This window comes from Candidatus Curtissbacteria bacterium (assembly GCA_024654445.1).
Classification (GTDB): domain Bacteria; phylum Patescibacteriota; class Microgenomatia; order Curtissbacterales; family GWA2-41-24; genus JANLHP01.
Genome location: JANLHP010000015.1, coordinates 20,372 through 45,641 on the forward strand (window position 1 = coordinate 20,372; position 25,270 = coordinate 45,641).

General features: G+C 43.4%; 29 protein-coding genes and 5 tRNA genes. 26 read left to right on the forward strand and 8 right to left on the reverse strand.

Annotated elements, in window-relative coordinates:
* Positions 1–118: 118 nt before the first annotated feature.
* The gene (locus tag NUV69_02055) at positions 119–394 is read left to right on the forward strand and encodes a hypothetical protein (GenBank protein ID MCR4324449.1); all 276 of its coding nucleotides are present in this window, start codon (positions 119–121) and stop codon (positions 392–394) included.
* On the opposite strand, the gene NUV69_02060 is transcribed toward NUV69_02055, so the two are convergent.
* Positions 391–1,440 (reverse strand): DNA topoisomerase IB, encoded by a 1,050-nt coding sequence (locus NUV69_02060; GenBank protein MCR4324450.1) that lies wholly within the window; start codon positions 1,438–1,440, stop codon positions 391–393. The two genes, NUV69_02055 and NUV69_02060, sit on opposite strands and share 4 nt — an antisense overlap.
* Positions 1,441–1,552: 112 nt before the next feature.
* On the opposite strand from NUV69_02060, the gene NUV69_02065 reads away from it, so the two are divergent.
* The gene (locus tag NUV69_02065; protein ID MCR4324451.1) at positions 1,553–1,801 is read left to right on the forward strand and encodes a hypothetical protein; all 249 of its coding nucleotides are present in this window, start codon (positions 1,553–1,555) and stop codon (positions 1,799–1,801) included.
* A gap of 2 nt (positions 1,802–1,803) precedes the next feature.
* Here NUV69_02065 and NUV69_02070 read toward each other — a convergent pair whose 3' ends face one another.
* Entirely contained in the window at positions 1,804–2,040 is a 237-nt protein-coding gene (locus tag NUV69_02070; GenBank protein MCR4324452.1) for a YdeI/OmpD-associated family protein, read from the reverse strand.
* Between the two features lie 35 nt (positions 2,041–2,075).
* On the opposite strand from NUV69_02070, the gene NUV69_02075 reads away from it, so the two are divergent.
* From NUV69_02075 to NUV69_02085, 3 genes are all read left to right on the forward strand, one after another.
* On the forward strand, positions 2,076–2,978 hold the full coding sequence (locus NUV69_02075; protein MCR4324453.1) for a hypothetical protein: 903 nt from the start codon (positions 2,076–2,078) through the stop codon (positions 2,976–2,978).
* Positions 2,979–3,038: 60 nt separating this feature from the next.
* Positions 3,039–3,365, forward strand: coding sequence for a hypothetical protein (locus NUV69_02080; GenBank protein ID MCR4324454.1), 327 nt, complete (start codon positions 3,039–3,041; stop codon positions 3,363–3,365).
* Positions 3,366–3,446: 81 nt separating this feature from the next.
* The gene (locus NUV69_02085) at positions 3,447–4,502 is read left to right on the forward strand and encodes an acyltransferase (protein ID MCR4324455.1); all 1,056 of its coding nucleotides are present in this window, start codon (positions 3,447–3,449) and stop codon (positions 4,500–4,502) included.
* Here the strand turns inward: NUV69_02085 and NUV69_02090 are convergent.
* The gene (locus NUV69_02090) at positions 4,492–7,644 is read right to left on the reverse strand and encodes a PQQ-dependent sugar dehydrogenase (GenBank protein MCR4324456.1); all 3,153 of its coding nucleotides are present in this window, start codon (positions 7,642–7,644) and stop codon (positions 4,492–4,494) included. The genes NUV69_02085 and NUV69_02090 overlap by 11 nt on opposite strands.
* Positions 7,645–7,759: 115 nt before the next feature.
* On the opposite strand from NUV69_02090, the gene NUV69_02095 reads away from it, so the two are divergent.
* From NUV69_02095 to greA, 6 genes are all read left to right on the forward strand, one after another.
* Positions 7,760–8,332, forward strand: a complete 573-nt coding sequence (locus NUV69_02095) for a metal-dependent hydrolase (protein MCR4324457.1) — start codon at positions 7,760–7,762, stop codon at positions 8,330–8,332.
* A 289-nt stretch (positions 8,333–8,621) separates the two neighbouring features.
* Positions 8,622–9,686: a Fic family protein gene (locus NUV69_02100; GenBank protein MCR4324458.1), complete on the forward strand. Its 1,065-nt coding sequence runs from the start codon at positions 8,622–8,624 to the stop codon at positions 9,684–9,686.
* Between the two features lie 13 nt (positions 9,687–9,699).
* Positions 9,700–10,608: a hypothetical protein gene (locus NUV69_02105; protein MCR4324459.1), complete on the forward strand. Its 909-nt coding sequence runs from the start codon at positions 9,700–9,702 to the stop codon at positions 10,606–10,608.
* Entirely contained in the window at positions 10,595–11,893 is a 1,299-nt protein-coding gene (locus NUV69_02110) for a hypothetical protein (protein MCR4324460.1), read from the forward strand. Before NUV69_02105 ends, NUV69_02110 begins: the two co-directional genes overlap by 14 nt.
* 41 nt (positions 11,894–11,934) lie before the next feature.
* Positions 11,935–12,636: a class I SAM-dependent methyltransferase gene (locus NUV69_02115; GenBank protein ID MCR4324461.1), complete on the forward strand. Its 702-nt coding sequence runs from the start codon at positions 11,935–11,937 to the stop codon at positions 12,634–12,636.
* 21 nt (positions 12,637–12,657) lie between these two features.
* A complete protein-coding gene (gene greA / locus NUV69_02120) occupies positions 12,658–13,125 on the forward strand; it encodes a transcription elongation factor GreA (GenBank protein MCR4324462.1) in 468 nt (155 codons plus the stop codon).
* Here the strand turns inward: greA and fsa are convergent.
* Entirely contained in the window at positions 13,122–13,778 is a 657-nt protein-coding gene (gene fsa / locus NUV69_02125; GenBank protein MCR4324463.1) for a fructose-6-phosphate aldolase, read from the reverse strand. The genes greA and fsa overlap by 4 nt on opposite strands.
* A gap of 212 nt (positions 13,779–13,990) precedes the next feature.
* On the opposite strand from fsa, the gene NUV69_02130 reads away from it, so the two are divergent.
* The 3 genes from NUV69_02130 to NUV69_02140 all read left to right on the forward strand — a co-directional run bounded on the left by NUV69_02130 (position 13,991) and on the right by NUV69_02140 (position 17,339).
* Positions 13,991–14,929 (forward strand): D-alanyl-D-alanine carboxypeptidase, encoded by a 939-nt coding sequence (locus NUV69_02130; GenBank protein ID MCR4324464.1) that lies wholly within the window; start codon positions 13,991–13,993, stop codon positions 14,927–14,929.
* Between the two features lie 242 nt (positions 14,930–15,171).
* Positions 15,172–16,341: a GAF domain-containing sensor histidine kinase gene (locus NUV69_02135; GenBank protein MCR4324465.1), complete on the forward strand. Its 1,170-nt coding sequence runs from the start codon at positions 15,172–15,174 to the stop codon at positions 16,339–16,341.
* Positions 16,342–16,346: 5 nt separating this feature from the next.
* Positions 16,347–17,339 carry a hypothetical protein gene (locus NUV69_02140; GenBank protein MCR4324466.1) on the forward strand — a complete coding sequence of 331 codons (993 nt, stop codon included), beginning with the start codon at positions 16,347–16,349 and terminating at the stop codon, positions 17,337–17,339.
* A gap of 230 nt (positions 17,340–17,569) precedes the next feature.
* On the opposite strand, the gene NUV69_02145 is transcribed toward NUV69_02140, so the two are convergent.
* Positions 17,570–17,641: transfer RNA gene (locus tag NUV69_02145), tRNA-Lys, on the reverse strand.
* Between the two features lie 480 nt (positions 17,642–18,121).
* Between NUV69_02145 and NUV69_02150 the strand changes: the two genes are divergently transcribed.
* Positions 18,122–18,409 (forward strand): hypothetical protein, encoded by a 288-nt coding sequence (locus NUV69_02150; protein MCR4324467.1) that lies wholly within the window; start codon positions 18,122–18,124, stop codon positions 18,407–18,409.
* Positions 18,406–18,669, forward strand: coding sequence for a BrnA antitoxin family protein (locus tag NUV69_02155; GenBank protein MCR4324468.1), 264 nt, complete (start codon positions 18,406–18,408; stop codon positions 18,667–18,669). The genes NUV69_02150 and NUV69_02155 overlap by 4 nt, the downstream gene beginning before the upstream one ends.
* 152 nt (positions 18,670–18,821) lie before the next feature.
* Here the strand turns inward: NUV69_02155 and NUV69_02160 are convergent.
* Positions 18,822–18,894 (reverse strand) — tRNA-Arg (locus tag NUV69_02160).
* A gap of 570 nt (positions 18,895–19,464) precedes the next feature.
* Here NUV69_02160 and NUV69_02165 point away from each other — a divergent pair.
* Positions 19,465–20,121, forward strand: a complete 657-nt coding sequence (locus NUV69_02165; protein MCR4324469.1) for a hypothetical protein — start codon at positions 19,465–19,467, stop codon at positions 20,119–20,121.
* 45 nt (positions 20,122–20,166) lie between these two features.
* The gene (locus NUV69_02170) at positions 20,167–20,565 is read left to right on the forward strand and encodes an SGNH/GDSL hydrolase family protein (GenBank protein MCR4324470.1); all 399 of its coding nucleotides are present in this window, start codon (positions 20,167–20,169) and stop codon (positions 20,563–20,565) included.
* A gap of 5 nt (positions 20,566–20,570) precedes the next feature.
* Here NUV69_02170 and NUV69_02175 read toward each other — a convergent pair whose 3' ends face one another.
* A complete protein-coding gene (locus tag NUV69_02175) occupies positions 20,571–20,873 on the reverse strand; it encodes a hypothetical protein (GenBank protein ID MCR4324471.1) in 303 nt (100 codons plus the stop codon).
* Between the two features lie 87 nt (positions 20,874–20,960).
* Between NUV69_02175 and NUV69_02180 the strand changes: the two genes are divergently transcribed.
* The 5 genes from NUV69_02180 to NUV69_02200 all read left to right on the forward strand — a co-directional run bounded on the left by NUV69_02180 (position 20,961) and on the right by NUV69_02200 (position 22,674).
* Positions 20,961–21,629 carry a histidine phosphatase family protein gene (locus tag NUV69_02180; GenBank protein MCR4324472.1) on the forward strand — a complete coding sequence of 223 codons (669 nt, stop codon included), beginning with the start codon at positions 20,961–20,963 and terminating at the stop codon, positions 21,627–21,629.
* Positions 21,630–21,707: 78 nt separating this feature from the next.
* Positions 21,708–22,154, forward strand: a complete 447-nt coding sequence (locus NUV69_02185) for a hypothetical protein (protein MCR4324473.1) — start codon at positions 21,708–21,710, stop codon at positions 22,152–22,154.
* 39 nt (positions 22,155–22,193) lie between these two features.
* Positions 22,194–22,276, forward strand: a tRNA-Leu gene (locus NUV69_02190).
* 41 nt (positions 22,277–22,317) lie between these two features.
* Positions 22,318–22,578 (forward strand): GIY-YIG nuclease family protein, encoded by a 261-nt coding sequence (locus NUV69_02195; GenBank protein MCR4324474.1) that lies wholly within the window; start codon positions 22,318–22,320, stop codon positions 22,576–22,578.
* Positions 22,579–22,599: 21 nt separating this feature from the next.
* Positions 22,600–22,674, forward strand: a tRNA-Pro gene (locus NUV69_02200).
* Between the two features lie 4 nt (positions 22,675–22,678).
* Here NUV69_02200 and NUV69_02205 read toward each other — a convergent pair.
* Positions 22,679–22,912: a helix-turn-helix domain-containing protein gene (locus NUV69_02205; GenBank protein ID MCR4324475.1), complete on the reverse strand. Its 234-nt coding sequence runs from the start codon at positions 22,910–22,912 to the stop codon at positions 22,679–22,681.
* Positions 22,913–23,099: 187 nt separating this feature from the next.
* Here NUV69_02205 and NUV69_02210 point away from each other — a divergent pair, with 187 nt between their 5' ends.
* The 3 genes from NUV69_02210 (at position 23,100) to NUV69_02220 (ending at position 25,167) form a co-directional block, all read left to right on the forward strand.
* On the forward strand, positions 23,100–23,870 hold the full coding sequence (locus tag NUV69_02210) for an endonuclease/exonuclease/phosphatase family protein (GenBank protein MCR4324476.1): 771 nt from the start codon (positions 23,100–23,102) through the stop codon (positions 23,868–23,870).
* Between the two features lie 154 nt (positions 23,871–24,024).
* Entirely contained in the window at positions 24,025–25,062 is a 1,038-nt protein-coding gene (locus NUV69_02215) for a hypothetical protein (GenBank protein ID MCR4324477.1), read from the forward strand.
* Positions 25,063–25,093: 31 nt separating this feature from the next.
* A tRNA-Gly gene (locus NUV69_02220) sits at positions 25,094–25,167 on the forward strand.
* Positions 25,168–25,270 lie beyond the last annotated feature (103 nt).

Below are 25,270 nucleotides of genomic sequence, written 5' to 3' on the forward strand. Positions count from 1 at the left end.
GGAAAATAGACTCTTATTGTCCATCAGTCCATCAGGGTGCCACCTTGTCGTAGAGACAAGGTGGCACCCTGATTTATTATCGTCTTCTTACCTTTTTCTGGTAAGATTTAATTAGGCAATGGATTTGCAGACAGTTTTTTACGTACTTGGAATTATCTTTTTTAGCATCTTGCTCGCCTTTATGCTGGCGGTTGTTATTTTCCTTTTCTACGTTAAAAACAAGATAAACAATATCCAAAGACAGATCGACAGAAAGATTGGGGCAGTGACAACAATTGCCCGGGCTGGCAGTAGTATTGCTTCGGGTATGGGAAATACCGTTGCCGGTGCTGCGCTTGAGGGTGTCTCCAAAATTTTAGCCAAAACAAAGAGTAAAAGGAAAAGAAAAAGTTAGGCTTCTTCTGTAAACATGCTTAGCATGCAGACTAGCTGGTTTTCAAAATCATCGAGTTCGCGAATCGATTTTATCTTTTTGAATTTGGCGCTCTTTTGGAGATTTGAAAGCGTGTAACCTTTTTCGTAGGCGTTGGTGATAATCGGACTGATGTAGTATTTCTTGCACGTGTCCGGCTTATTGCGAAGGTGGGCAGCCACTTTTTTTACAGCATCGATGACATTTTTGTTTGATTCCGTTCGTTTGCGAACAATACCAATTTGGTCAAGTAGTTCTGCTGCAAGCAACGTTCCTCCCCAAGTTCGGAAATCTTTGGCTGTGATGTCCCTGCCTGTCACCTCTTTTAAGTAATTATTGACGTCGTGCGAGTGGATCATCTGGTAGTTTCCGTTTTCGTCCAAATATTCAAATAGCTCTTGACCAGGAATTTCCTTGCAGCGTCTTATGATGTCTGCTACCTTTTTGCTGTGAATTCGTAGTTTGTGATAGACGCCCGATTTGCCTTTGAATTCGAATTTAACCATGTCGCCCTCGACGTCGACTTGCTGCCTTGTGAGTGTTGTTAGGCCATAGGATTTATTTTGAAGAACGTAAGCTTCGTTGCCGACGCGGATCAGAGTGTTTTGGAGTAGCCAAACGGCTGTTGCTATTACTTTTTCTCTCGGCAGCCCTGGAAGATTCAAGTCTTTTCTTATTCGCCTTCTTATCCTTGGAAGGCTTCTTGCAAAATCTAAAAGATGAAGAAATTTGTGTTCCTGGCTAAGTTCGGTCCAAAGGTCATGATACCTGTATTGTTTTCTGCCTTTGCTGTCGTAACCAGTCGCTTGGAGATGGCCGTTGATGTGGGGGGAAATCCAGACTTTTTCCCAAGCAGGAGGAAGGACGAGTTTTTTGATACGATCAAGTGTATCCTTATCCTCGATCGGTTTTTTGTCAGGGCCAAGATATGTAAATGATTTAGGGCCAGTTCTTACCCTTTTTATCCCAGGTTGTTTGTCCGAAACATATCTTAGGTGAGCTTCTGCTAATAAATCGTCTGTTGGCATAACTGGCAATTACTATTCTGCGGCAATATTTGGTCTTTTGCCAGCTTTTTGCTATTTTGCCCTAAGCAGTATGGGCGGAAATGATTTTAATTCACGTTTTCAGAAAATTAAGATGGACAAGGTTTTTGCCCCGCTGGCGGAAATGGTTGCTGAAAATCCGGATATGAATATCGGGGGTTTTGCCTACATTATGGTCACAACGCCAGAGATAATTCGCGCAAGTAACCCACACGTGGATAAGTTTGTAGACAATGGGGGTGTTTTGGTGATGCTGCCGATTACTTGGTGGAATTTGACAAAAAGAGCAGAAATTGCAAAAGATATTTTTGTGTTAAGTGGAGGCGTGAGCGGTCAAGGTTAGTTTTAACTTTTTATTCTTTTTGGTTTCCAGGCCATGTTCATGTACACTCCACCCTTTTCTAGTTCGTCTAGCACTTGATTAAGTCTTTTTTCTTGGGTTTGTTTTTGTTTGGCGCGTGTAATGCAGCCGATGTAGTCGTTTTGTTGATAAGGCAGACGTTCTTTGTATTTTTCCATCATTCCCCCACTGACCAATGCTTTTCTCATAAATTCGGGCATTGGGTAGCGTTGTCGCTTCATGTGATTATTATATCCAGATCTGCTTTAATTATTCTGTGCCGGCCAAAAAATCTCATTACGAACAACTGCGCAAGAAGTGGCTAAAGCGCCACGACGAAGCCAGAAAGAATCTTCACGAAAAACACAAAGAAGCGCTGGACTATGTTATCGATAAATTTCCAGCTAAGGACAAGCTCGCCTCTTCTGCCGTTGGTCTCTTAATGCTTTCCTCGGTTGTTCCAGCATCGACCGCGTTATTGCCCGTAACGGATGCAGAAAATACTCACGTGGTTGCAGCTCAAGGCTACAACAAAAGTAAGCTTTTAGGTGAGCTTTCCCTGACAGTGCCAGAGGAGATGCGGGCTCTTACCCCAGAAGAAGAGGCAAAAATTGGTGAGGTGCTCTCACGTAACTTTAACGCAAAAGTTAGCGCTGATATAAATGGCTTAAGGTTGAACAGATCCTATGGATATATTGGCGCGGAGCAGCATTTAATGAGGTACCCTGGCGACACAATGGCTACCCACCTGACTCCATCGGAAGCTAGCAATCATATGATTTATTCTTCCGGGATGGCTCCGGGTCGAGGGGCGTGGGGGTATTTCGCAAAGTCTAAAGCGGAAATGAATCAGACAGTAGTTGAGCGTGAACGGTGGTATATCGCGACACAAACTTTTCTGGCGCCGAATTATAAAGGGAGGCTTTCGGAGTATCGCGACTTTTTCAAATACAGGAAAATGCTTCTTGTGAACACAAAAACGGGTCAAACGGTCGTTTGTGATATTGGCGACGCGGGTCCTGCCGAGTGGACGGGAAAGCACTTGGGTGGGTCGCCTGAAGTGATGTATCATTTAGGTTATGGCGGTGGTTCAAGGAAGGGGTCTGTCCTGTACTTTTTCATTGACGATCCGGAAGACCGGATTCCGCTTGGGCCTGTGGAGGAGTCACAGAAGATATGAAAATTTCAAATTTCTAATCAATTTATTAATTACTGAATTTTAAATTAAGAATTAAAAGGTATGAGAAAAAAATATTTTTACAGCCATCTTATTAATCTCGATACGTTAATTTCGGACCTTGATTCTCTTGATTTAAAAAGCGAGGAGAAAAAGGAGCTGCTGGATATTGCCCATATGCATGTTCACCAGACGATCATGGATAGTATTCTTTCGGAGCTTACCGATGTCGACAAGAAAAGATTCTTGGAGCTCGTTCTTCACGGAGAAGACGAAAAGGTTTGGGGACACTTAAACGAAAAGGTTGAGAAAATTGAAGAAAAAATAATTAGCGCAAGTGAACAGATAAAAGGTGAGCTTAAAGAGGACATTAAAAAGGTGAAGAGCTAGTAAAACTATTTTCCATTTAAAAATTTGCCATTTACCATTGATTTTTCAATTCAATATCTATAAAAATGATAAATCATTAAGATGTCTCAAGAGCGACTAATTTACCTTGACATTCTTAAGGCGATCGCGATAATCGGCGTTATTTGGATCCACGTAATTAGCGGTGCTTTTAATTTCATTGACCCAAAATCGATAAGTTTTAAATTTTACCTGGTTTTAGATCAAATCTTTAGGTTTTCTGTTCCTCTTTTTGTCGCGCTTTCGGGTTACACGCTCGCCTTAAAGTACGAAGATTTTAAGGTAAACTTGAGGGAATTTTTTACGAGGCGGGTTATCAGGATTCTGCCTTGGTATTTATTTTGGGCGACCTTTTTTCTGCTTTACGTAAAATTAACCGAACCTGCTTATTCTTCACAGTACACGCTTTTTGAAAAGTATTTTTTGGGACGCGCGGATTACCATTTGTACTTTGTGCCAATGATTTTTCAACTTTATTTGCTTTTTCCGCTTCTATTGTTTTTGTTGCGCAGGGCGAAACTGGGGTTGCTTGTTGGCATGTTTCTGTTTGAGCTGGGGTTTTATTATTTTTTGACACAGGTTACCGAGGGCAGCGTTACTTCTGATCTGTTTAAGACGGACCAAAAGCAATATGTATTTTTCGGAACGTGGGTTTTTTATTTTCTTTTGGGGATTTATCTGCGAATTAAGGGCAATACGCTTAGAGCTTTAAAATATATATCTGCAGTTTTTTTGGTCGCTTCATTTTCTTGGGTGCTTTTTGACAGTTTTAAAATTGTGAGTGAATCGGGCAATTTGCTGGCCGCGACAAGGTTTACAAGAATTCCGGTTCTTTTTTACGCCAGTTCGTTTATTGCCTTCTGCTTATTTTTTTCTCAATACTTGCTGCGCTTGCCTCAAAAAATTGTAGATATGCTTGTCGTTGCGGGTAAAAGGTCTTACGTAATTTACCTTCTACATACTTTTGTTATCCGGTTGGCCTTTGAACATATTCCCTTTTCCGGAAACTTGAAAGTACTGGCAGTTGCGACTTTTACAATTGTCGTTTCTAACTTTTTGGCGCAAATTGCGATTTTTACTGCTTTGTATTTGACGAGGAAGGTAAAGCTTACTGGCTAAAGAGTCGAGATTGGGGAATTATTTGTTTTGCTTGAGATGGCGAACTCCAACGTAGTTGAGCAGTTGCCGCACCACCATTTTCGTAGAAATCCATTCTGATAGAATATCTTTGACCAGCAGTTAGGGTAATTGTCCCTGAAACTTCTGTTGCCGCTTGATCGACCCACCTGTTGATTATTTGTTGATTATTGACCCAGAGTCTTGTTCCGTCATCGGTTCTTGTATAGAACCTGTAAGTTTGCGTGAATTGAGGGACTATAAAACCGGTCCATCTGGTTGAGAAGGTCTGGTTGGCTATTGATGAATGAGGAGAACCGCTTCCCCAAGTAAAGTTAATAGTCGGATCAATTCTTGAAAAAGTGGTTCCCGTAAAATCCATGTTGTTGTAATAAATAGCGGAAAGTCCGTTGCCGGTGGTTGGTGGTGGGGGTGTCGTGTCGTTAAAAGTAGCGGTATAAGCCGCGTTTGTGGATGCAGTTATATTGTGACTCGCGGCGCCGCTGTCTGACCAGGAAGCAAAGGTATAAGTTCTGCCACCCATTGTTTGAGGAGAAGGGGCGCTAATGGAGTTATTCGATCCTTCTATTACTGTACGAGTAAATGGTGCTGCGGTCGTGCCGCTGTTGAACCCAAGAGTCAAACCAGTAAGAGCAGTCTGCAGAGTAAGCGCTACTGTTTTTGGTTGGAGAGCAACGGATGCCGAACTTTCAAGTCCTTGGGAATCTTTTGCAGTCAGTTGTAGTTCAAGGTGTGATGGGTATTCGTGGTCCGGGGCGCTGAATGAACCACTGCTTGCGCCGCTAAAAGTTTGAATTGTATGGGTGTGACAGTTAGAAGGACAGTGCTGCATAAGGAGGGTCCAGGTTAAGGCCGATGCCGGTAGATCTCCGTCCTCGGGATCTGTTGCCGATCCTGAAAAGCTAATGACGTCTCCCACTTTCCAGGTATTTAAGGATGTCGGATTGTCGATTGTTGCAGTTGGTTGTTCGTTGGGCGGAGGAGGAGGTGTAGGTGTGGGTGTAGGAGTTGGCGCGGCGGTTCCATCATTCATCGTGTTTACTATTTCCGCGTCGGTCAATTTTCTGTTGTAGATTCTAACCTCGTCGATTAGACCATTGAAATATTGATGGCCGCACCAGGTGTCAGGACATGTATCTCCGATTGTGAATCTTGGAAAAGGATTTGGAACTGCGTGATTTGTGGATGGCTGGGTTTTAACAAGATTACCGTCGAGATAGATATACCTGTTTGTTCCATCGTAAGATGCTGCAACGTGATGCCAAGAGCCGTTTGTGAGGCTTGGGGCGCACAATTTTGCTTCGTTGGACCATGTCCACCAGTAATTAGAAATTATGTGGACCGTACTTGGACATGTGGAATCATTTCCAATTTTAAGCGCGGTTACCTGATTGGTTGTGTAATTACCCCAGCCGATAATGCCGTTGACTCCAATGGCGTTTGGGTTTACCCAGGCACTAATAGTGTAATTGGAGTTGCCTGTTGGTATGTTTGCCGCGCTGGAAACGGTGACGTTATTGCTGGTTCCATTAAAGCTAAGTCCTCCTCCTACTTTTCCCGTAGTCCAGGTCGCGCCGTTTACAGTGCCGAGGTTACCGCTGCCGGCTGTGTTTACGGTTGTGGTGCCCGAACCTTCAGAAAACGGCCAGTAAGCAACAAGACCATCGGTTGGTGCAGTACCGCCTGAGGGTGGTGGTGGAGGCGGAGGAGTATTGCCAACATATTTTACTCTTCTAATCTGCCCGTCAAAATTAACATAGAAAAGCTCCCCTTGGGGAGATATTTGCAGATCAACCGGCCTGGCTGCTTGTTCGACAAAGGGTTCAATGTTTTGAGGGCTTGGTAAACCGTTTGTTCCTTTCAACATAGCCCAAATGCAGTTTCGGGAAAAGTCGGCAAAAAACAGCGAGCCGTCATATTTGTCGGGGTACGCGCTACCTTCGTAAAATTCGAAGGCGACTCCCGCTAAAGAGGAGCTTCCTATGGTACATGTTTCTGTGGGTACGACTTTGTTGTTGTGGTTGTAAGTGAATACAGGTGGTGTGACAGCATTTGCTGAATATAAATTCTCACAAATATTTAAATTCAATGCATCGTAACCGGGCTGACGACCGTTGCCTTCATAACATGGCCAACCGAAGTTTTCGACGGTTGCGTCTGTCGGATTTGCTACCCTGTTTATCTCCTCCCATGTTTCCCAACCTACATCTCCCAACCATATTTCGTTCGTACCGGGACGCATGACTATTCTAAAAGGGTTCCTTAAACCATAAGAGATTATTCTTTTGGCTTTTGGATCAGGGTTATTGAAGAGAGGATTATCGGGTAATGCTTCGCCTGTGTCCGGATTAATACGGATGATTGATCCATCGAGACTTGTAGGATCGCCGTTGGTCCTTAAGTCTTGACTTCTTAGAGCTCCACCTTCTGCGGTAGGCGGTGTGAGTGCTGTACCTGCTACGCCTGGTGGGTCACCACAAGGATTAACAGGGTTTCCGTCCTGACCATAATCAGCAAAAGTAAAACTCGCGCCATCGCCTCCACTTGCGTAAAGCGCGCCGTCGGCTCCGAATGCTAAGGAACCAAGGGAATGACTTGGATACTGCTGGCACCAGTCTTCAACGAGAACTTGCTCTGTGCCTGTCATAGTGTTGCCGTTTGCTTGGAGTCTCGAAAGACGGCCGCTGACGACACAGCCATCTGTGGTGGCGCCCGGAGGTGTGGGACAGGCATCGCCCCATGTGGGTGGGGTTCCGCCAATAGGGGCGTCGTATGCGTAAAGTACGTAAATATATGGTTTGGTGGGGAAATTTGGATCCAGCACCATTGACATTAGGCCTCTGTCCCAAAAATTGTGAACATTAGCGCTGAGATCCGCGAAAACTGCGGGGGTTGTGTCGGTTAAGTTGTCGAAGACTTTAATTATGCCGCTTTTTTCCGCGACAAATATTCGACCGTCCGGGGAAAAGCGGAGTGTCATAGGGTTTGTGAGACCGCTAAAGACTACCTCATCTTCAAAGTTTACCTGTGTTGCTGCTTGGACGTTTTTGTCAGACTGCTTATAAAAGATGAAAGTAAAAAGGATCAGGAGGAGGATTGGTAAAATGAATTTGAGTTTTGCCACCTATTTAAAAACTGACTCCAAAAGATGAAGTTAGATATACTATAGCGGATTATAGATTACTTTTATTGTTTGTCAACGAACAAGTACGTTTTTACTGTCGTGCTAAACTAAGTTTATGACTGGAAGAACGCATGATTTAGCGGCGTTTACCGCTTTGTCTCTCGTCATTTTAAATACTCCCCTACCTCCAATTTCTCTGGCAACCGGATTATGTGCGCTAGGGGCTAATTTTATAGGTGGGCTTGCGCCGGACCTGGATCAGCCGACCGCTGATTTATGGAGAAGACTGCCAGCCGGGTCTGTTATTGGCAGATTAGTTTCGCCAATTATGGGAAGCCACAGATTTATTTCACATTCAATATTAGGAGTTGTCCTGTTTGGATTTGTCTTGAATGCTCTTCTGAAATGGATGGGAACTTTTGTGCTCGTTGATATGGGGCTAGTTTGGAGCGCTTTTATGATAGGTTTTGTGTCGCATTTAATTATGGACACGCTGACGAGGGATGGTGTGCCTTGGTTCTTTCCCATTCCTGTAAGACTAGGATTCCCGCCGATTAGCGCGCTTCGAATGAAGACGGGTGGCTATTTGGAAAAATACGTCGTGTTTCCGGGGCTTCTAATATTTAATGGCTACTGGTTTTCGCACCACTACCACTTTTATGTGGAGTTCTTGAGGAGATTCTTCTAGTTTACAAATAACTTTACAATTAAGTTGACAAAGGTCTCGTAGGCGCGTGAGATCTTGTGATTTAAGGTGGCATCCTTGAGTCCCCGAAAGGTGCCCTACCTTAAATTCTAGGATGTTCAAGGATTGGGACCTTAAAGAAGGATCTCACCTTGAACTTTACCTATACAAATTAACTTTGTCGTTGCGGCAAGGTGCCACCTTGATTCCGTAGTCCGCAAGGTATTTGAGGTTTACAATTAACTTTACAATTATATTGACAATTGGCCTCTATGTTAGTATAATATTAGTTATGTTTCAACCTAAATTTAGCTACACTCCAAAAATGATAAATACTCTCGCTTCTATCGAGAGGCTTTACGGTCGGCTTCTTGGAGAAAAGCTCGTGCCCTCTTTGGCGTTGAAGCTTTCTCAGGAAAATCAGATTCTTGCGACTCACCATTCAACGAGTATTGAGGGTAATCCCCTAACGCCTCGTGATGTGACGAACATCATCCTTGGTGATCAGATTCCGACTACAAAATCGGAAACGGAAGTTAAAAATTACTTTGCGACTTTAAATAAATCGTTCGTGCTTGCCAAGAAGCGGGTTCCCATAACAATTGATTTAACAGAAGATCTGCACGCGGAACTAATGCGGGGCTTAATAAGAGACGGAGCGGGAAAGTTTCGAGACGGCCCTGTTTTTGTCGGTCATAAAACCAAAGTTGAAATTGTTGTTAAACACAATCCGCCTTTTCACTCGGCCGCGGAGATTAAAGGCGCATTAGACGAAGTTTACGACTGGACAAATGAAGAAGACGATTTACATCCTCTTATCAAGGCCGGCGTTATGCATCATGAATTTGCCTATATCCACCCGTTTTTTGACGGTAACGGGAGGCTGGCGAGGATTTTGACTGCTTACTTTCTGCTTTTGAAGCAATATGAGGTCGTACGGTTTTTTATTCTGGACGATTATTACGACATTGACAGGCAGCAATATTCGGACACGTTGCATACGGCAGACAGTGGAGACAAAACAAAGTGGCTGGAATATTTTCTGGAAGGAATTGGCTATTCTTTGCAGGCTGCTTTAGCGCGAATTGAAGGCTTTAGACGAGATTCGGTCGATGAAGTTGCGGGAGAAAAGAGGGTTTTGGTTAGCGCGCGGGAAGAAGACGTTTTGCAAATTATTATCGACAAGAAAGCAGTTAGAACTTCCGACATTCAAGAGGTGCTGGATGTAACAAGACAGCAGGCTCACGCGCTTCTGGCATCTTTGGTCAAAAAGGGTTTGCTTAAAAAGTTTGGAAAGACCAAAACGAGTTACTACAAACTAATTTCTCCCAAAAAGCAGGAGGAGACCAGTCTTTGATATACTTTTCGTGATGCTTAAACGTTTTTCTGTGGCACTTTTGGGAGTCTTGCTCTTTGTGATTTTTTCGCAATCAGCTTTAGCGCAAGCTCCAAGACGCGGAGTCGTCTCACCTACTCCCTCACCGACACCTAGTCCGCCTGTGACAATGGCTGCAACACCCTCCGCAACCGTTAAAGAAGACATAACTCAACCAGAGGAAGAGGTCGCAAGAGAAGAATTCATCAGGCTTTTTTCAAGGCGCGAAATAACCAACCTTAATTTTTTTAATGCCGGAGGCTATATCGTTCAGAGCGCAGTTCGATCGGGAGTTCCCGCGAACACGATTATTTTGATTTTGCTTTTGCCATTTTTGGCAACATTATTCGCGTTTGTCAGGCACGTCGTAGGTTTGCCCAGTTTGGAGATGTTTGTGCCAATCGCGCTTTCAGTGACCCTAGTTTCGACCGGGTTTACGGCAGGTGCAGTGTTGCTACTTGCGATTTTGTTTGGTTCGACTATTGCCAGGGTGATTCTAAAAAGGGTAAGAATCATGCAGTTTCCCAAAATGGCGCTTTCGATTCTGGTCGTTGCCGTTTCTGTTTTTGCAGCTTTGACGATCAGCGCCGAGTTGGGAATGCTTTCTGTTAAGCAAATTTCGATTTTCCCGATTCTTATTCTAATTCTTATTGGCGAAAAAGTTGTTTCGCTGCAGTTAACAAGGAGCTTCAGAGAAACATTTTTGGTTACAACCGTGACGTTATTTTTAGGACTTGTTGGATTCGCGCTTCTCTCGTGGCATGTTGCGAGGCAAGCTGTAATTTTGTATCCGGAAGTAGTTCTGTTGTTGATTCCACTCAACGTGATGATTGGAAGATACTTTGGACTGAGGCTGACTGAATTTTTACGCTTCTATACTCTTTATCGACATGCCCGTAAGTAAAAGCGTTCTGGGCATGAATGCCCGTAACTTTTTGTATATCAGAAAGTACAATCTGCGCGATTCCAAAAAAACCGCGGATAACAAGCTTGCGACCAAACGTATCTTAATTCGCGAAGGAATTCCGACCACTCGTCTGATCAAGGCTTTTTCTAGCAGGAAATCTATTACGAAATTTGATTGGGACTTGCCCAAAGGCGGATTTGTTGTCAAACCTGCAAGAGGTTACGGCGGTGAAGGCGTTTTAGTTTTTAAAAACTGGAAGGGTGAATTCGGAGAAACGCTTTTTGGCGAGGATTACGATACGGGTAGGCTAGCATCGCACATACTCGATATCATAGAAGGTGTTTATTCTCTACAATTTCTGCCGGATCGCGCTTTTATAGAAGAAAGAGTCAGACCTCATCCGTTCTTCAAAAAAATCGCGCCCGGGCTTGCGGATATTCGGGTTATTGTTTTTAACAAGGTGCCAATAATGGCGATGTTGAGACTTCCGACCGCGGAATCAAAAGGCAGAGCAAACCTTCATTTTGGGGCAATTGGTGTTGGGATTGATCTGCGGACTGGGATTACAAAGCACGCGATTTATAAGAATCGTTCAATAAGAAGGGTGCCTGGGACGAAAATTAAGACGAGGGGTATCAAGATTCCAAATTGGGATGAGATTTTGGAGATGGCTGTTCAGGCTCAAGCGGCTATTGAAGGTTTGGGTTTTGCTGGTGTCGATATGGTTGTTGATATTAAACGCGGGCCGTTGGTGCTTGAAATTAATTCAAGGCCAGGGCTATCGATCCAAAACGCGAATCAGGCTTCTTTAAGGTCGAGACTTGAACGTGTCGAAAATGTCGAAATTCCAAGTATTGAGCGCGGAATTGAACTTGCAAAATCACTTTATGCCGAAGATTCGCTCGAGAAAGTAAAGGTTAAGCCGGTCGTGCTTTCGGTAATAGAAGAGGTAATGATAACGACGCAAGAAGGTGTTACAAAGTCATATCACGGTAAGATGGATTCTGGAGCTTATCGAACGTCGATCGATTATACCGTAGTAGCTGAGCTGAAGTTGCCGATTCTGACAAGGAAAATACTAATAAAATCGGCAAGCGGACAGCAGCTGCGAGATGCTGTCCGGATTAGGTTTAACCTCGGTGGTAAAATAATTTCGACGGTTGCTACAATTGCGCAACGGGCGCATTTGGAATATCCTATTATCGTAGGCCGAAAAGATCTGAAGGGCTTTTTGATTGACCCCAAACTTATGAAGGAAGACGAGGAAGAAAAAGTCTCGTAGAGGCGGAATTTAGACCTATAATATGGTATAATACACGTTTCATGGTCAGAAACGAGTGCGGTCCGGACTATTATTCTGTGGCTGAGAGAAGTCCTATCTCCATTGGGAGTCAGAGGATTGCTTATAACAGATCTTGGTCAAACATTCATGGACGACACAACGACGTACGGGTAGGTGTGCAAGAAAATCAGCCGGTTTTTGTTTTGGGAGGATTTAATCATAATTCAGATACACCTGCTGAGTTTGCGCGATTTTCAGATGCGATTGCAGGAGACATTCGTAGCAAGCGGCCTAAACTTGTATATTTGGATATGAACAGGGAGCCACTAACTGTTGGGTTAGAGGGAGACCCTGTAGAGGCAAGACTCGAGAGTCTTCCTTTTAAAGATGGCTCTGTGGATTTCATGGTTCTTGACAGAACGGTAAACTTTATGGATCCCAAACAAGTTGAAGGTTTTTCTAGGTCAGCTGCGAAGGTACTCTCGCGGAATGGCTTGATATTTGCTACTTTTAGTCAGCCTACGTTATTTCACATCGGGGAGTTTCTAGATTCATTACATCACAAAGCTGATGTATACAAGTATAATTACGATGAGCTCTGTAAGTTGACCGGAACTTACCTCAAACCTGTCTTATTCGCAGAGGTAGACGCAGATTATATTAAAGATTACTTCACCGTTGTCTTTTCAAGGAGGGACAGTGAGTACTCGCGCCATCAAGGACAGCCATATCTGTTTTACTAAAATCGCAAAACATATCAATAAGTGAAAAAGCCAATAGATATTAAATTGACTCATGCGGGAGTCAAAAAACTTAAGCGCGAACAAGAAGAGCTAATTGCTAAACGCCCTGGAGTGGTAGTTCGCCTGACAGCCGCTAGAGAACAAGGAGATCTTTCGGAAAATGCTGGCTATCACGCGAGCAAGGAAGAACTTGGGAAGATAGACAGTAGACTGCGAGAGATCCATGTATATTTAAAGTTTGGTGAAGTTATGAGTTCCGCGAGCATTGACACTGTTGGAATTGGTAGTACCGTTACAGTTTCAGGAGACGGCGAGAAGAGGGATTTTTCGATTGTGGGTGAACTCGAGGCGAGCCCGATTGAGGGAAAAGTTTCTAATATCTCCCCTATTGGTAAGGCGCTTCTTGGCGCTAAGGTTGGAGACAGTGTTAAGGTTGAGATTCCTGACGGAGAGCTTACGTTTAAAATACTTTCCGTCAAGCCTAGTTAAACGAGGGGCTTTTGGCCGCTATTTTGAAAATCTTCAAGAAAAGTTTTTAACCCCGTATCTGTTAGTGGGTGTTTGACGAGCTTTTTTAAAACGTCTGCCGGGCACGTTGCGATGTCACAACCCAAAAGCGCCGCCTGTTTTACGTGCAGGGGCGATCTTACGGATGAGAAAAGTATTTTTGTTTCAAAATTGTAATTGTCGTAAATCGTTCTGATTTCCCGAACCAAATCGATTCCGTTTTGCCCGATGTCGTCTAGCCTGCCAGCAAAGGGGCTAACGATGTAGGCACCTAATTTGGCTACTAACAGTGCCTGGTTGGGGCTAAAGACGAGTGTCATGTTGACGCGGATTCCCTGAGCGTTCAAAGTTTTAAGTGCTTTCAAGCCGGCTTCGGTCGTAGGGAGTTTGACTACTACGTTGTTTCCTAGCGCTGCCAATTTTGTTCCTTCCTCGACCATGTTGTGAGCATCCATTGCTAAAACCTCGAGGCTTACGTCTCCATCTACAACATTAAGAATTGCAGAGACAGCGTCGTGATAATCCATCCCTGCTTTGGTTGCCAGAGTGGGATTCGTGGTTACCCCGTCTATTATGCCGAGGTCAACCATGCTTTTTACCTCTTCTGGATTTGCGCTATCTATGAATAGTTGCATTTGTTTTTTTGAGTATACAACTGTTTACTTGTCAATAAAAGTAAGAAATCGCCTAGAAAGCTTTAAGCTTTCTGTTGCAGCGAATCGATTCGTTAAGACAGAAGGTATTAAATATGTCAAACTATATCAAACGTTTAGGAAAACTTCACATGAGTATCATATGTCCAATCGTTTTGTTTAAAAAAGCCTTAAGTTTTGTGTAAAATTAAAGGGTGGTTAGGTTTTTTGCTGTAATTTTTTTGGTGTTTTCGTGCTTCGGACTTTTTTTGTTCAAGCGTGACAGTTTCGGTACCACCTCCCCTATTCCTGCTGAGGTTAAAAATAAACCTACTAAAAGTGTAAATTCTTGGTATCCGAATGTACTGGGCCAAAGGAGCGAAAATCTTATTCTCTCGTCCTCTTCTGCTATTTTGGTTGATTATGACAGTGCTGAGGTCGTATATGGGAAAAACGTGAATGACAGATTGCCTGCAGCTTCCACAATAAAAATAATGACAGCCTTGGTTGCTTTGGAAAACGCAAATGCCAAAGATGTGTTTGCCGTTTCCGAAAAAGCCGCAAGCGTTGGCGAAAATAGCATGGGTCTTTCTGCCGGTGAAAAGGCGACGCTGGAGGAACTTCTATACGGCATGATGCTTGTTTCCGGCAATGATGCGGCGGTTGTGGTTGCGGAAGGCGTTTCGGGAGGCGAAGAAGAGTTTGTGAGTCTTATGAATAATAAGGCTGCCGAGCTTGGACTTAAAGACACTAAGTTTGTGAACGCCTCCGGGCTCGATGTGGATGGTGAAGTCCAGTATTCGAGTGCCTATGATATGGCAGTAATTGCTCGGTATGTCTGGGAAAACTATCCGACATTCCGAAATATCACTTCGACTTTTCATAAATACATCGAGACTACTTCAACGCATAAGGATTTTGATCTTTACAACGACACGAACCTTTTGACAACTTATCCGGGTGTGCGTGGAATTAAACCTGGGTTTACGTGGGAGGCTGGTTTGTGCTTGGTTACTTACGCCGAAAATGATGACCGCAAACTAATTGGCGTTGTTTTGGGCAGCGGGGATCGGCGCGGCGAAATGAAAGAGCTTTTGGACTACGGTTTTGGTTCATTTGGTATTGTTGTTATTCATCCAGATCTGGACTTGTAATTTCATAAACTTTCGAGGACTGAAAGCCCTCGGTATTGTCTTTTAAGTTCACATCGGGTGGCAGAAAACCTAAATCTTTTTTCTTATGCTGGAGAAGTATGTAGCCGTTTGGCATCAAAACTGCGATCTGAAAATCGCAGTTTTGATGCCAAACCGTTATAAATTTGAGGCTGATTTGACATTGTTCTTGCGATCTGTTGTACTGCCGTACCTGATTATTTGAGATAAAATTTGGTGCCGGTATGAAGAAGGCTCAAAAAAACGATTCTTTGGTAAGGCTCTACGAGTCAGGTATCAAGTTTTTGGTTCCTCTTTCCGTAGTAGATACTTACAAAACGATAATGAAAGAAGCCATAAAGTTGGTAAATGCCAGCTACGGCTCGATTTTTATTAAAAAAAATGGTGTTTTAATTCGAGTCTACGCCTCCACATCTTCTCTCTACAAGACAAAAATTAGGCCAAAAGGCTTCACTTATCGAGCAGCTTCGCTTGCAAAACCTACGATTCTGGACATTTCTAAAGTAGAAAAATTTCACCCTAGGGTCAAAGATATGGGTGTTAAATCTACAATATTTATTCCACTTGCTTACAAAAAAGAATCTATCGGTGTACTTTCTGTTGATTCTTTTAAATACAGAACTTTTTCGAAACACGAGCTTGATCTCCTTAAACACTTCGGCTCGCTGGCTAGTCTTGCAATCAGAAAGGCCCAGCTTTACCAGGAGGCAAGGGATGCTATTGGGTTTCGGGATTTGTTTATTTCGCTTGCAAACCATGAATTAAGAACGCCAATGACAACTATTTACGCTTACTCGCAACTCCTGGAGAAAAAGCTTGCGAAGAAATCTCCGAAAGAAGCTAAATACGCAAAACTCATGAAGGACGAGTCTAAAAGACTTGAGCTTTTGCTAAATGATTTTCTTAGACTTGACCAGATACGAAAGGGAGAAATGGAGTACAGATTCAAAAAGATCGATATTCGTGACGTACTTTCGCGGGCTACGGATTTATTCGAATCGGGACACAAGGACCATAGACTGATTTACAGAAACGAAATGGTTAATGGACAAAGTACTATTACTGCTGATTTTGACAAGATACTACAGCTTGTCGTTAATCTCCTTAACAATGCGGCTAAGTTTTCTGGTCGTGGGACAGAAGTGGAGCTCTTAGCGAAAAGGTCTGGGGAGTTTGTTTGTATAATGGTTAAAGACCATGGAGTGGGTATTCACAAGCGGGATCTTGGTCATATATTTGAGGAGTTTTATAAGGGCAACAGAAAAAGACTTCCAGGAATGGGGCTTGGGTTATTTTTGGCAAGATCGATCGTTGATAAGCATGGAGGGAAGATTAGTGTAAAATCTAAGCTGAATAAAGGTACAATTATGGAAGTTTTGCTGCCAGTTAATTAAAGTCGATGAATGAATACGCGCCAAGAGAAAGTCTTGAAGGGGTAGTCAGACAGGAAGTTCAACATGCTGAAGCACTGAATGCTTTGGTGGACAGAGGCGGTACTAAACTTGCAGTGCCTATGATGGTCGATCTTCTCGGTCATCCAACAATCAGAAAATTAGTCGTTCTTGGGCAGCCAACGGCTGGTAAAAGTACGTTGATCGGGCAAATGATAGAGGTTTGCAGACGTGTCAGTGAACAAACTCAAGAAAATATAAATGTAAATATTACGATGTATGAGACGCATCTCAAAAGACTGCAAACCGATACAGGAATATCTTCTGAGGACCCAAAATATCCTTGGGCAAGGCTGAATTGGGATATTGCCAGGGAAGTAAGCGTGAGGCTAGACGATCATGGGGGCAGGAGCGTAAGGTTCGTGGAGATTCCAGGTGTTGGAAGAAAAGGTCAGGGCGTAAGAGACAGGGCAGTTTCTGCCTTCAATAGGTTAGCCTGGATATCCCAGTCTTCAGATAGTCATGACACTATGTTTCTATACCTAATCGCAGACCCGCGAGCTCAGAGGAAAGCGATACATCTGAGGACTGCCATTCCAGACCTGCCTGATCACCAGGTTGTCCCATACTTGTCGGAAAATTTAGATATAGTTGTTGCCGGAATGGACGACAGCCCTAACCCGGGGTCGGAAATAAAGGAAATTATAAGCCGGGCTGCCCGCGAAGAACACATCAATGATATTAGGCGTGAAGTAAAAGAGATAACAATAGGTTGGACAGTTGCAACATCCCAAGAAGCTAAGGAAATGCCCAAGCCAATCGCGAGCGATTCCGAACTTTCTTTTACGATGCGGAGCGACATGAGAGATGAATTTGGATACATGGAGCAAGTATTTTACAGAGAAATGGGGCTTAGCGAGCAATTTGCGAGAGTCGGGTACAATTATATTCGAAGAGGAACCATCACTTGGTACCCAAGGCTTGTCCCGACTCCTGTTTAGGACTTCCCTCTGGTTGGGACACAGGGATGTGTGATTTGCTCGGTAGCACCCAGGAGAGGATTCGCGATTTGCTTGCTAGAAGGGATGTGTGATTTGTTTCACAAATCCACATATGATTTCGTAACTATTGAAATAGTTTTTTCAATAGTACTCCATCATAGCGAACCCTAAGAGGGTCGCTCCGTCGTACTTACACAAAATATATTTTGTACAGTAACAAAAATATTTTGTGGGAGCACAGGGATTCGAACCCTGAACCGACTGCTTAAGAGGCAGTTGCTCTACCATTGAGCTATACTCCCATTCCACGAAGTGGAATCTCGCCAATCAGTGCCATTCCGTCATTTCTCCTCTTCAAATTCAGAGGATTTTGACAAATATCCCAAAATTCTTCGAATTTTGGAAAGGAAGAACAGACTAAAGGTTGAGCGGAGTTATTTATAACTTCATGAAACCAAAAAGTCTAGTTCTGACGAGTGCTCGCAGAGGGATTTACTTCGACTCCGTTCTGCAATGCAGAACTGCGCTCAGTATAAACTTCTCATCCCTCCCTATCACCCTGTGTGCGCCAAGTCTCTTTACAATGGAACACGTTTGAGGCTTATTTTAGCAGAGTGTATCAGACATTTCAGCAGTACCAAATTCAAGTTCCTATGTACACCTAAACTAGATTGAATTTAATAGATAATTTTCCAACTAAAACTGCATAACTGTACCCAAAAACCATAAACAGCACCCCATTTAACTCTTGATATTGTAACGCATTGTGTTACAATAATAATGTGATTGGCATTCGTAAACTTCTCTGGGATGCGTGGAACACAGCGCATATTGCAAGACATAATGTTACACCTGATGAAGTAGAACAAATTTGCCATGCTGATCCGGTAGTACAAATTGGAAAGAAGGGAAGATTGCTTGTCTTTGGTCCTACAGATAGCGGGAAAATACTTGCGGTAATTCTTGATAAGGAAGAAGAGAAAAATGTGTATTATCCAGTAACTGCATATAAAGCAAGCAAAAAACTGATAAGGATATACCTAAATCAAAAAGGAGGTGAGCAAAAATGACACAAGTAAAAAAAACAATACCTGAGTTTAAAAACCGAGAAGAAGAAGCAAAATTCTTTGATACACATGATATGGCAGATTACCAGCATGAATTTAAAACAGTAAAGGCAAAATTTGCTAAAAACCTTTCAGAGGGTATTACTGTCAGATTTGATAAGACAACCATAGAAAAACTTCGGGAAATAGCTCATGAAAAAGGAGTGGGTCCTACAACTCTTGCCAGGATGTGGATTTTGGATCAGTTGAGACAACAGGCATAAAAACTGGCGGACATAGACGCTACCAGAACCTATTTTGCGATCCCAATTGACTGCTTTTTATATTTCAAATTATCTCAACTAACGACAGTAGCACCTGTAGGTTTCTCAAGGTCAGTGCAATCCGAAGAAAATCGTAGAAATCCGTAGATTTGTGCCCCTGGAGGGAATCGAACCCCCAACCGTCCCGTCCGAAGCGGGATGCTCTATCCGTTAAGCTACAGGGGCTTCTATTTGTTTATGCCATCCGTATTGTATAGCTGTTTTCCGTCTGTGGCAATTCGCACACCTTATATCGCATTTGGAAATTTCTGTAATTATTTTGTTAATAGAACCATATGATACTAATCTCGAGACGTCCATTAATTTGTCTTTTGAATGGTCGAATTCTAGTACAATTGGATCTTTTTCTCCACAATCGACACATGCATGTTCTAAAAGATAATTCCAAATATATTTTCGAATTACTAACTTTGTTATTTTATTTCTCTTGCGGGCTTTTATTAAATAATATTGTCTGTTATTTATATAGTGCTTTCTAATATAAATCCTGCTACAGTTTTTGCAGTGAGATTGTAAAATGCCCTTTAGCTTAAATTTAAAGTTAAATTCACTATCTTCTTTTGATTGTTTACAGTTGGTACAAGTTTTCACAAAGTGATAGTACTTGAAAGTGTATTTAATTTTCAAGTCCGGTGCGTGGCTATAAGATCTTGTCTAGCCTCAGACTTCTGTTGAGTAAGGATTGAAGCGCAGCTTATCTTGCGTAATTTTTTCTTCAGGACTAAAATTTGAGCCATGGTAGGTTCGGAGCGTGAAGGCCCGTCTGACCCGAGAAAGCGCGAAAGCATGCATAGGATTGCGAGATGGGCTGGTGCCGCTGCCCTCAGTTTGACCTATGCCACTTCCTGGCAAGCCCGACTGGTAGCTGAAGGTGTTGATAAAATAGCTCCCCCTTACACTTGGAAGGATCTTTTAGACATAAGTAACACTCTTGAACTGGGTTGGGAATACGGGCAAGAGCTAGTTGGAGCTGCACACGCAGACAGGGAAGGGGCGTGGGCTGCTTTCAGGCTTTTTAGTGAACCTTCCGGATCTTACAGAAAATCACCATTTTTAAGGACTACTTTAGAGCATAGTCAGACCGAAGGAAAGTTCTCAGTCGGCTTAGGAGATAGCTACATGTTGGGAGAATACGATAATACTTCGCCACTGACTCTTTACAAGGATTTGATGATAGAAAGACGGGGCGTTTCAGGTTGGGTAGATTATATAGTCGCGCAGCGTGGAAAAACAACCGAGGAGATTATTCGCGATCAGGTACTTTCTCCTAAGGTTAAAGGCGAGCTTGACAAATGGGATGTTTTTGATGCTTGGTCTAGCGTTGGGGCAAACGATTTTATAGAAGTAGCAACTACTATTGATGCGATTCAAGAACTTAAGTTGGTCGGGTAGGACCCCTTAGAGCATCCGGAGGTATTATTTAAATACTCTCGCCAAATGCTTGATATGCTTTCTGTTACCCGCTACCGATTCTCAAAGTTTCTCAACGCGCTTTATGACGAATACGGTCAAAAGATTCGTCACATCGTCATAATTTTGCTTCCTGATTTGGGTCGCGCGGCAGCGATAACTTCACAAAAGTTCGGTTTGGAACCAGAACGTATAGCCATAGTTGACCCCAGGGCTAAAAGAATAGTTAGCGAAATTGCCGAAAAGGTTAATGGTGCATGGTTGGAGGAGGCTCAGGAGTTTCATGAGCGGACCGGGATAAAAATAGTTGCTATAGACACGTTTAAGGACTCGCTCTTTAGAAAAGACGATCAGCATCTTAATAGAGCTGGGAGAGAAGCGATCGCAGAAGAAGCCTACGATAGAACAGTGTTTAGTGCCACCTAATGAGCTTATAGTTCTTCGTCTTCGAGTTCTTTGTCGACACCTAGCGGTGTGGGGTTTTCATCGCTATCATCACCGTGAAGGCCGACGCTTTTTAACGCATCATCGATGTCTGGAGATTCGGAGTTTGTAGCGTCGCCAGAAAAAGGATCTTCTTCGCCTGTCACTGAAGGAGCGGCAACCGGATCGGTAAACTGATCTTCGTCGGGCTTAGATTCATCTACAGTCGGTACAGATTTCGCATCACCGGAATCTGTGTTTTCTAAGTCTTCGTCGGTAGGTTCTGGTATATTGTTTGGATCGTCTTGCATGTTTGGGATATTTTACCTTCGGTGCAGGGTTTAGGCAAGGCCTGAAACTGCTTAATGTTTGCTTCTCTTGATATAATTTATGCCTGCATGAGGGAACGTGAACCGAATCCACAGGAAAGAAAGATTTTTTTTCACTTTGTGAGACATGGAGAGCCAGAAGAATACGGTGAGACTGATTCGCCCCTTTCCCCAATCGGCAGAAGACAAATCGAAGGATATGCCCGAAACTTTTTGAATAGCCTAGAAGGTAAACCAGAGGTAAGGATTGCTTACAGCAGGAGGCGAAGAACGAGGGAATCTGCGGACATAATTGAAGCGGCCTTTAAAAGCTCTCCAGGCGTATACTTCGGCATGTGGCCTCAAAATTCAATTGAGCCACATGACACGTTGGAACCCCTCATTGAAGCTGGTATAGACAGCCGCGAAGCCTTCAGTGAATGGCGGAAAAACGCGGAATTTGTTTATAAGGAAGTTGTTGACATAAGAGGACCAAAAGATATTTGGGACGACATCCACAGAGTAGTCAGACGGTTTTTGAACATCTCTTCAGTAATTCCTAAAAACAAACCTGACTGGCATCTTATTCTTGTAACTCACGAGACAACGATTGCGTCACTTGCTGCGGAAATTGGCGTTGATCTTGATAATTTACAAATAGGTTATGCAGAATCGCTTAAAATAGAGATTTCTGACGAGAGAATGAAATACAGCTTTAGAGATCTTCTGGTTGAAAAACCTATCGAGAAGAGGGGTTAAATTCGGTTACTTGCAGCAAAAGAGAATTTTTAGACTTATAGTTTACACACGCTTGGTGTTGTGCTAAAATTTCTCCTCATGACTAGAGAAAACGGAGGCTCCGGCGGGCAGGGGTCAGAAGCTGAAATAACAAGGCAACTCACGCAGCGTATTGCCGAATTAGCTTCGGGATTCTTTGGTGAAGAAGATCGGATTGTTCGAAGAGATCCGACAGGGCAAAAGCCGAATTTGATTATTTCCGGAGGCAAGATGTTGGAAGGGACAGACTGGGAGGGAGCGACATTGAATATATCCAGGCATAATTTTAGTGGGGTTTATCAGGATGTGGATGATCAGGAGATTTGGACTTTTTACCCTAATCGTGTTCAGAAAGTAATTAGAAGGAGTGTGGGATATCTAGCTTTTCCTGGATACACCAGTCCCGATCGTGTTGTCCCAGTTACTACTGTGGATTTGCAAGTTCTTCTTAATGATCTAGAACATAGTGAACCAGGTCCGCCATGGCTGCCGGCACCAAATATATAAGGTACCCTCACGTTAATTTATGCTAAAATTAGCCATAAAGCCGGGGTGGTGGAATGGCAGACACGCAAGACTTAAAATCTTGTGACCGCGAGGTCGTGAGGGTTCGACCCCCTCTCCCGGCACTCCTGCAGAGCAGGATTGCAACTTGCCCGATGACATTTTAATGTATCAGGTATACTTGCTAAGAAGTGAAAAGGATAAGTCGCGGTCATACGTTGGACTGAGGATAAAAGGGGTTAAAAATAGGCTTTGGGAGCATAACTCCGGGAAATCCAAGTACACTAAATCTTTTTTGCCTTGGAAGCTTGTTTATTTCGAGAATTTTTACTGTAGGACTTGCGCAGAACAGAGAGAAAAGTTTTTAAAATTAGGTTTTGGATTCAGGTTTAGAAAGATTGTTTTAAATAATTATCCGTGCGAGTAGACTACGGTCTGCTCTGCAGACCGGGGAGTAGCTCAGTTTGGCTAGAGCGCTGCGTTTGGGACGCAGAGGCCGGAGGTTCGAGTCCTCTCTCCCCGACTTTTTACTGCTTGCTTTCTGTAAAAGCTGATTTTCGGGGTTCATCCGGCATCTTCGAAAGAACAATATTGAGTCTCCAAGGGTCTAAATCTAGACCGGCAATAATTCTAAAAACTGACAAAGAGCTGGGCCAAGCTCGGAGTCCTGTTTCGAACATACTGATTGTTGCCTGTCCTACCAATGATCGTATTTCGAGATCGGCTTGGCTTAAGCCTTTTTCGGTTCTGAATTCGCGCACGAGTTGTCCAGGAGTTAGCCTTTCGTATTTCTCGACTAATTCTGCGGGTGGTAGTTCCGATTCAGCAGAAAAATGCGCTCCAATATCTCGTTCTTATACCATTTGGCAGGAATTGTACATACGTGGGAAGACTCGAGTCAAATAATGTTCTTGAAAAATTTAAATTGTAAATGGTTACAATAATTGTATGACCTTGAAGTTTATCCAGGCAAATATTTTTATGGGGAAATATTTGGACTCGTTGATCGATTTTATCAAGGATGAAGACCCTGATATCGTGACTATGCAAGAGGTAACGGCTTGTGACTTTAATCTGTATGAGGATAAAAGCGCCCATATTTTTGATGTTATTGGCGAGAAAACAGGACTGGAGGGTGTTTTTGACCCGGTTATGGAGCTTGCCGGCAAGCCGGACGCGGAGTTCGGTAACGCGGTGTTTTCCAAATACGAAGTTACAAAGCATAAGGTTCTAGTTCTAAAAGAATTTCGTCCTGTTACTTGGGAAGAACTTGAAGCAACGGAAGGGCGACCAGGTATTAACCCCCAGGTAGAAAAGCACGCAGTGGACGCTATTGTCGACGTAGGAGGGACTAAAATCCACGTTGTTAGCTGGCACGGCGCTTGGGTATCGCATGCGGAGGACAGCCCAGAATCAATAAGACAAGCACAAATTGTGGCTGATTACCTTGAGACTCTCGAAGATCCGTTTATTGTGGCTGGGGATTTGAACGTTGGGCCACAGACAGAGACGATTGGGTTGATTAACAAGGTTGCGAATAATTTGATGATGAACTCAGGGGTAAGACAGACGACGCATCCGACGGTACATAAAATAGCGCCCCGCGGTTATCTAATAGATTATATCTTTACCTCTTCTCATTTTAAGGTAAAATCGCTTAAAGTTCCGGAAATTATTGTTTCTGACCATCTTCCTGTCGTCGCCGAACTTCAAATTTAAGTCTGCTTCCAGACCCCAGGCTTAGTTTAGGAGCAGTAGACCTTAGGCGCGCAGTCACGTTCAGTTCACATGAACGTGACGAGGACCGCAAGATACATGGAGTGCATCCTATAGTTGTTAAACTATGTTTAAGGTGATATAATCCATAGTTTGTATGGAACGGAGACAAGATAGAGGTGTCGTAGATGAGCGCAAACGCGCTTTTTTAAAATTGACAGGACGCGCGGGTCTTGTTGTGGCTCTGAGTGGTACCGCTTTAAGCGGCGTAATTTTAGCTAGGAGCTTAAATGATGGATCCGAAAACGAAATTACGGATTTACTACTCTATCCGAGCATGGATTCCGCTCAAAAGCTTGCAATAATCGAAAAACGAGGGTTAGCAGTGGATTCGTACGAAGGATTGGGTCCAGAAAACCCACAGGAAGAACTAAAAAGACTGGTTGTGGAGGATTTTTGCGCTAAGCTTGGAATCAATAAGCAAGCAGCAAGCGACTTAGATCGCTCTATCGTGTTTATTGATTCTTCCTCTGATCACCCAGACAGTGTTATAAACTTTACTCCCGGCCAAGCGCAGATTAATACCTCGGTTTCGAGAAGTCTTGCTCGTGACGCGAGGGATAATTCTTACACAGACGTGGCATTTATTAGGTCCTTGCTTTACTTATCGTGTGCGATACGAAGGTTGCCAAAGGAAGTTGCGGAAATCGAGCATTTTCATGAAAGAATTCCTGGGGAAATTTTGCCCGTGGAAATTTATGCCCGCAAAGGGTTTTCTTTGCTCGGCAGAACACCTGATGGACAAAAAGAATACGTTCTTAGTGGTGCCGAGGTTCCGGTTGCTGCTATCGTGGCTGAGACTGTCGCGAGTGACAGGGGTAGATTCGTTCCTTTCCCTTTCCCTCCCGAAAGTGCGTATCCTCACTTAATTGATTTAGTAAAGGACATTAATAAAGGCGTAGAGATACCTCAAGGGGAATTCGCCGTTCTGGCGATGGCGGGAAGGGTTGACGAAATTTTAAAGAGGTGGGACCGCAGTTTTTCTCCCGCGGTTAAGACATTGGCCTCAATTGCTTTGGTCCAAGCAGGAGCACATTCTCCTGATGAGGCTAGAAGACAGGCTTCGGTTTATCTCAATAGGCCAGAACTGAATCTTCCCAAAACAGCTTCTGCAAAAGAACCAACGTTTTATTAATTTCTGGTAAAATATATCAGCCCGCGAATTTGCGGGTGTAGTTCAATGGTAGAACACCAGTTTTCCAAACTGGATACGAGGGTTCGATTCCCTTCACCCGCTCCATACAATTTTATCGAACCCTTGGATTTTAGCTTTAGAAAGTTGTTAAAATGTTGTACAATCCAAGCCCATAAGGTGTTATCCTAACGGGAATCGAACTAGCCTT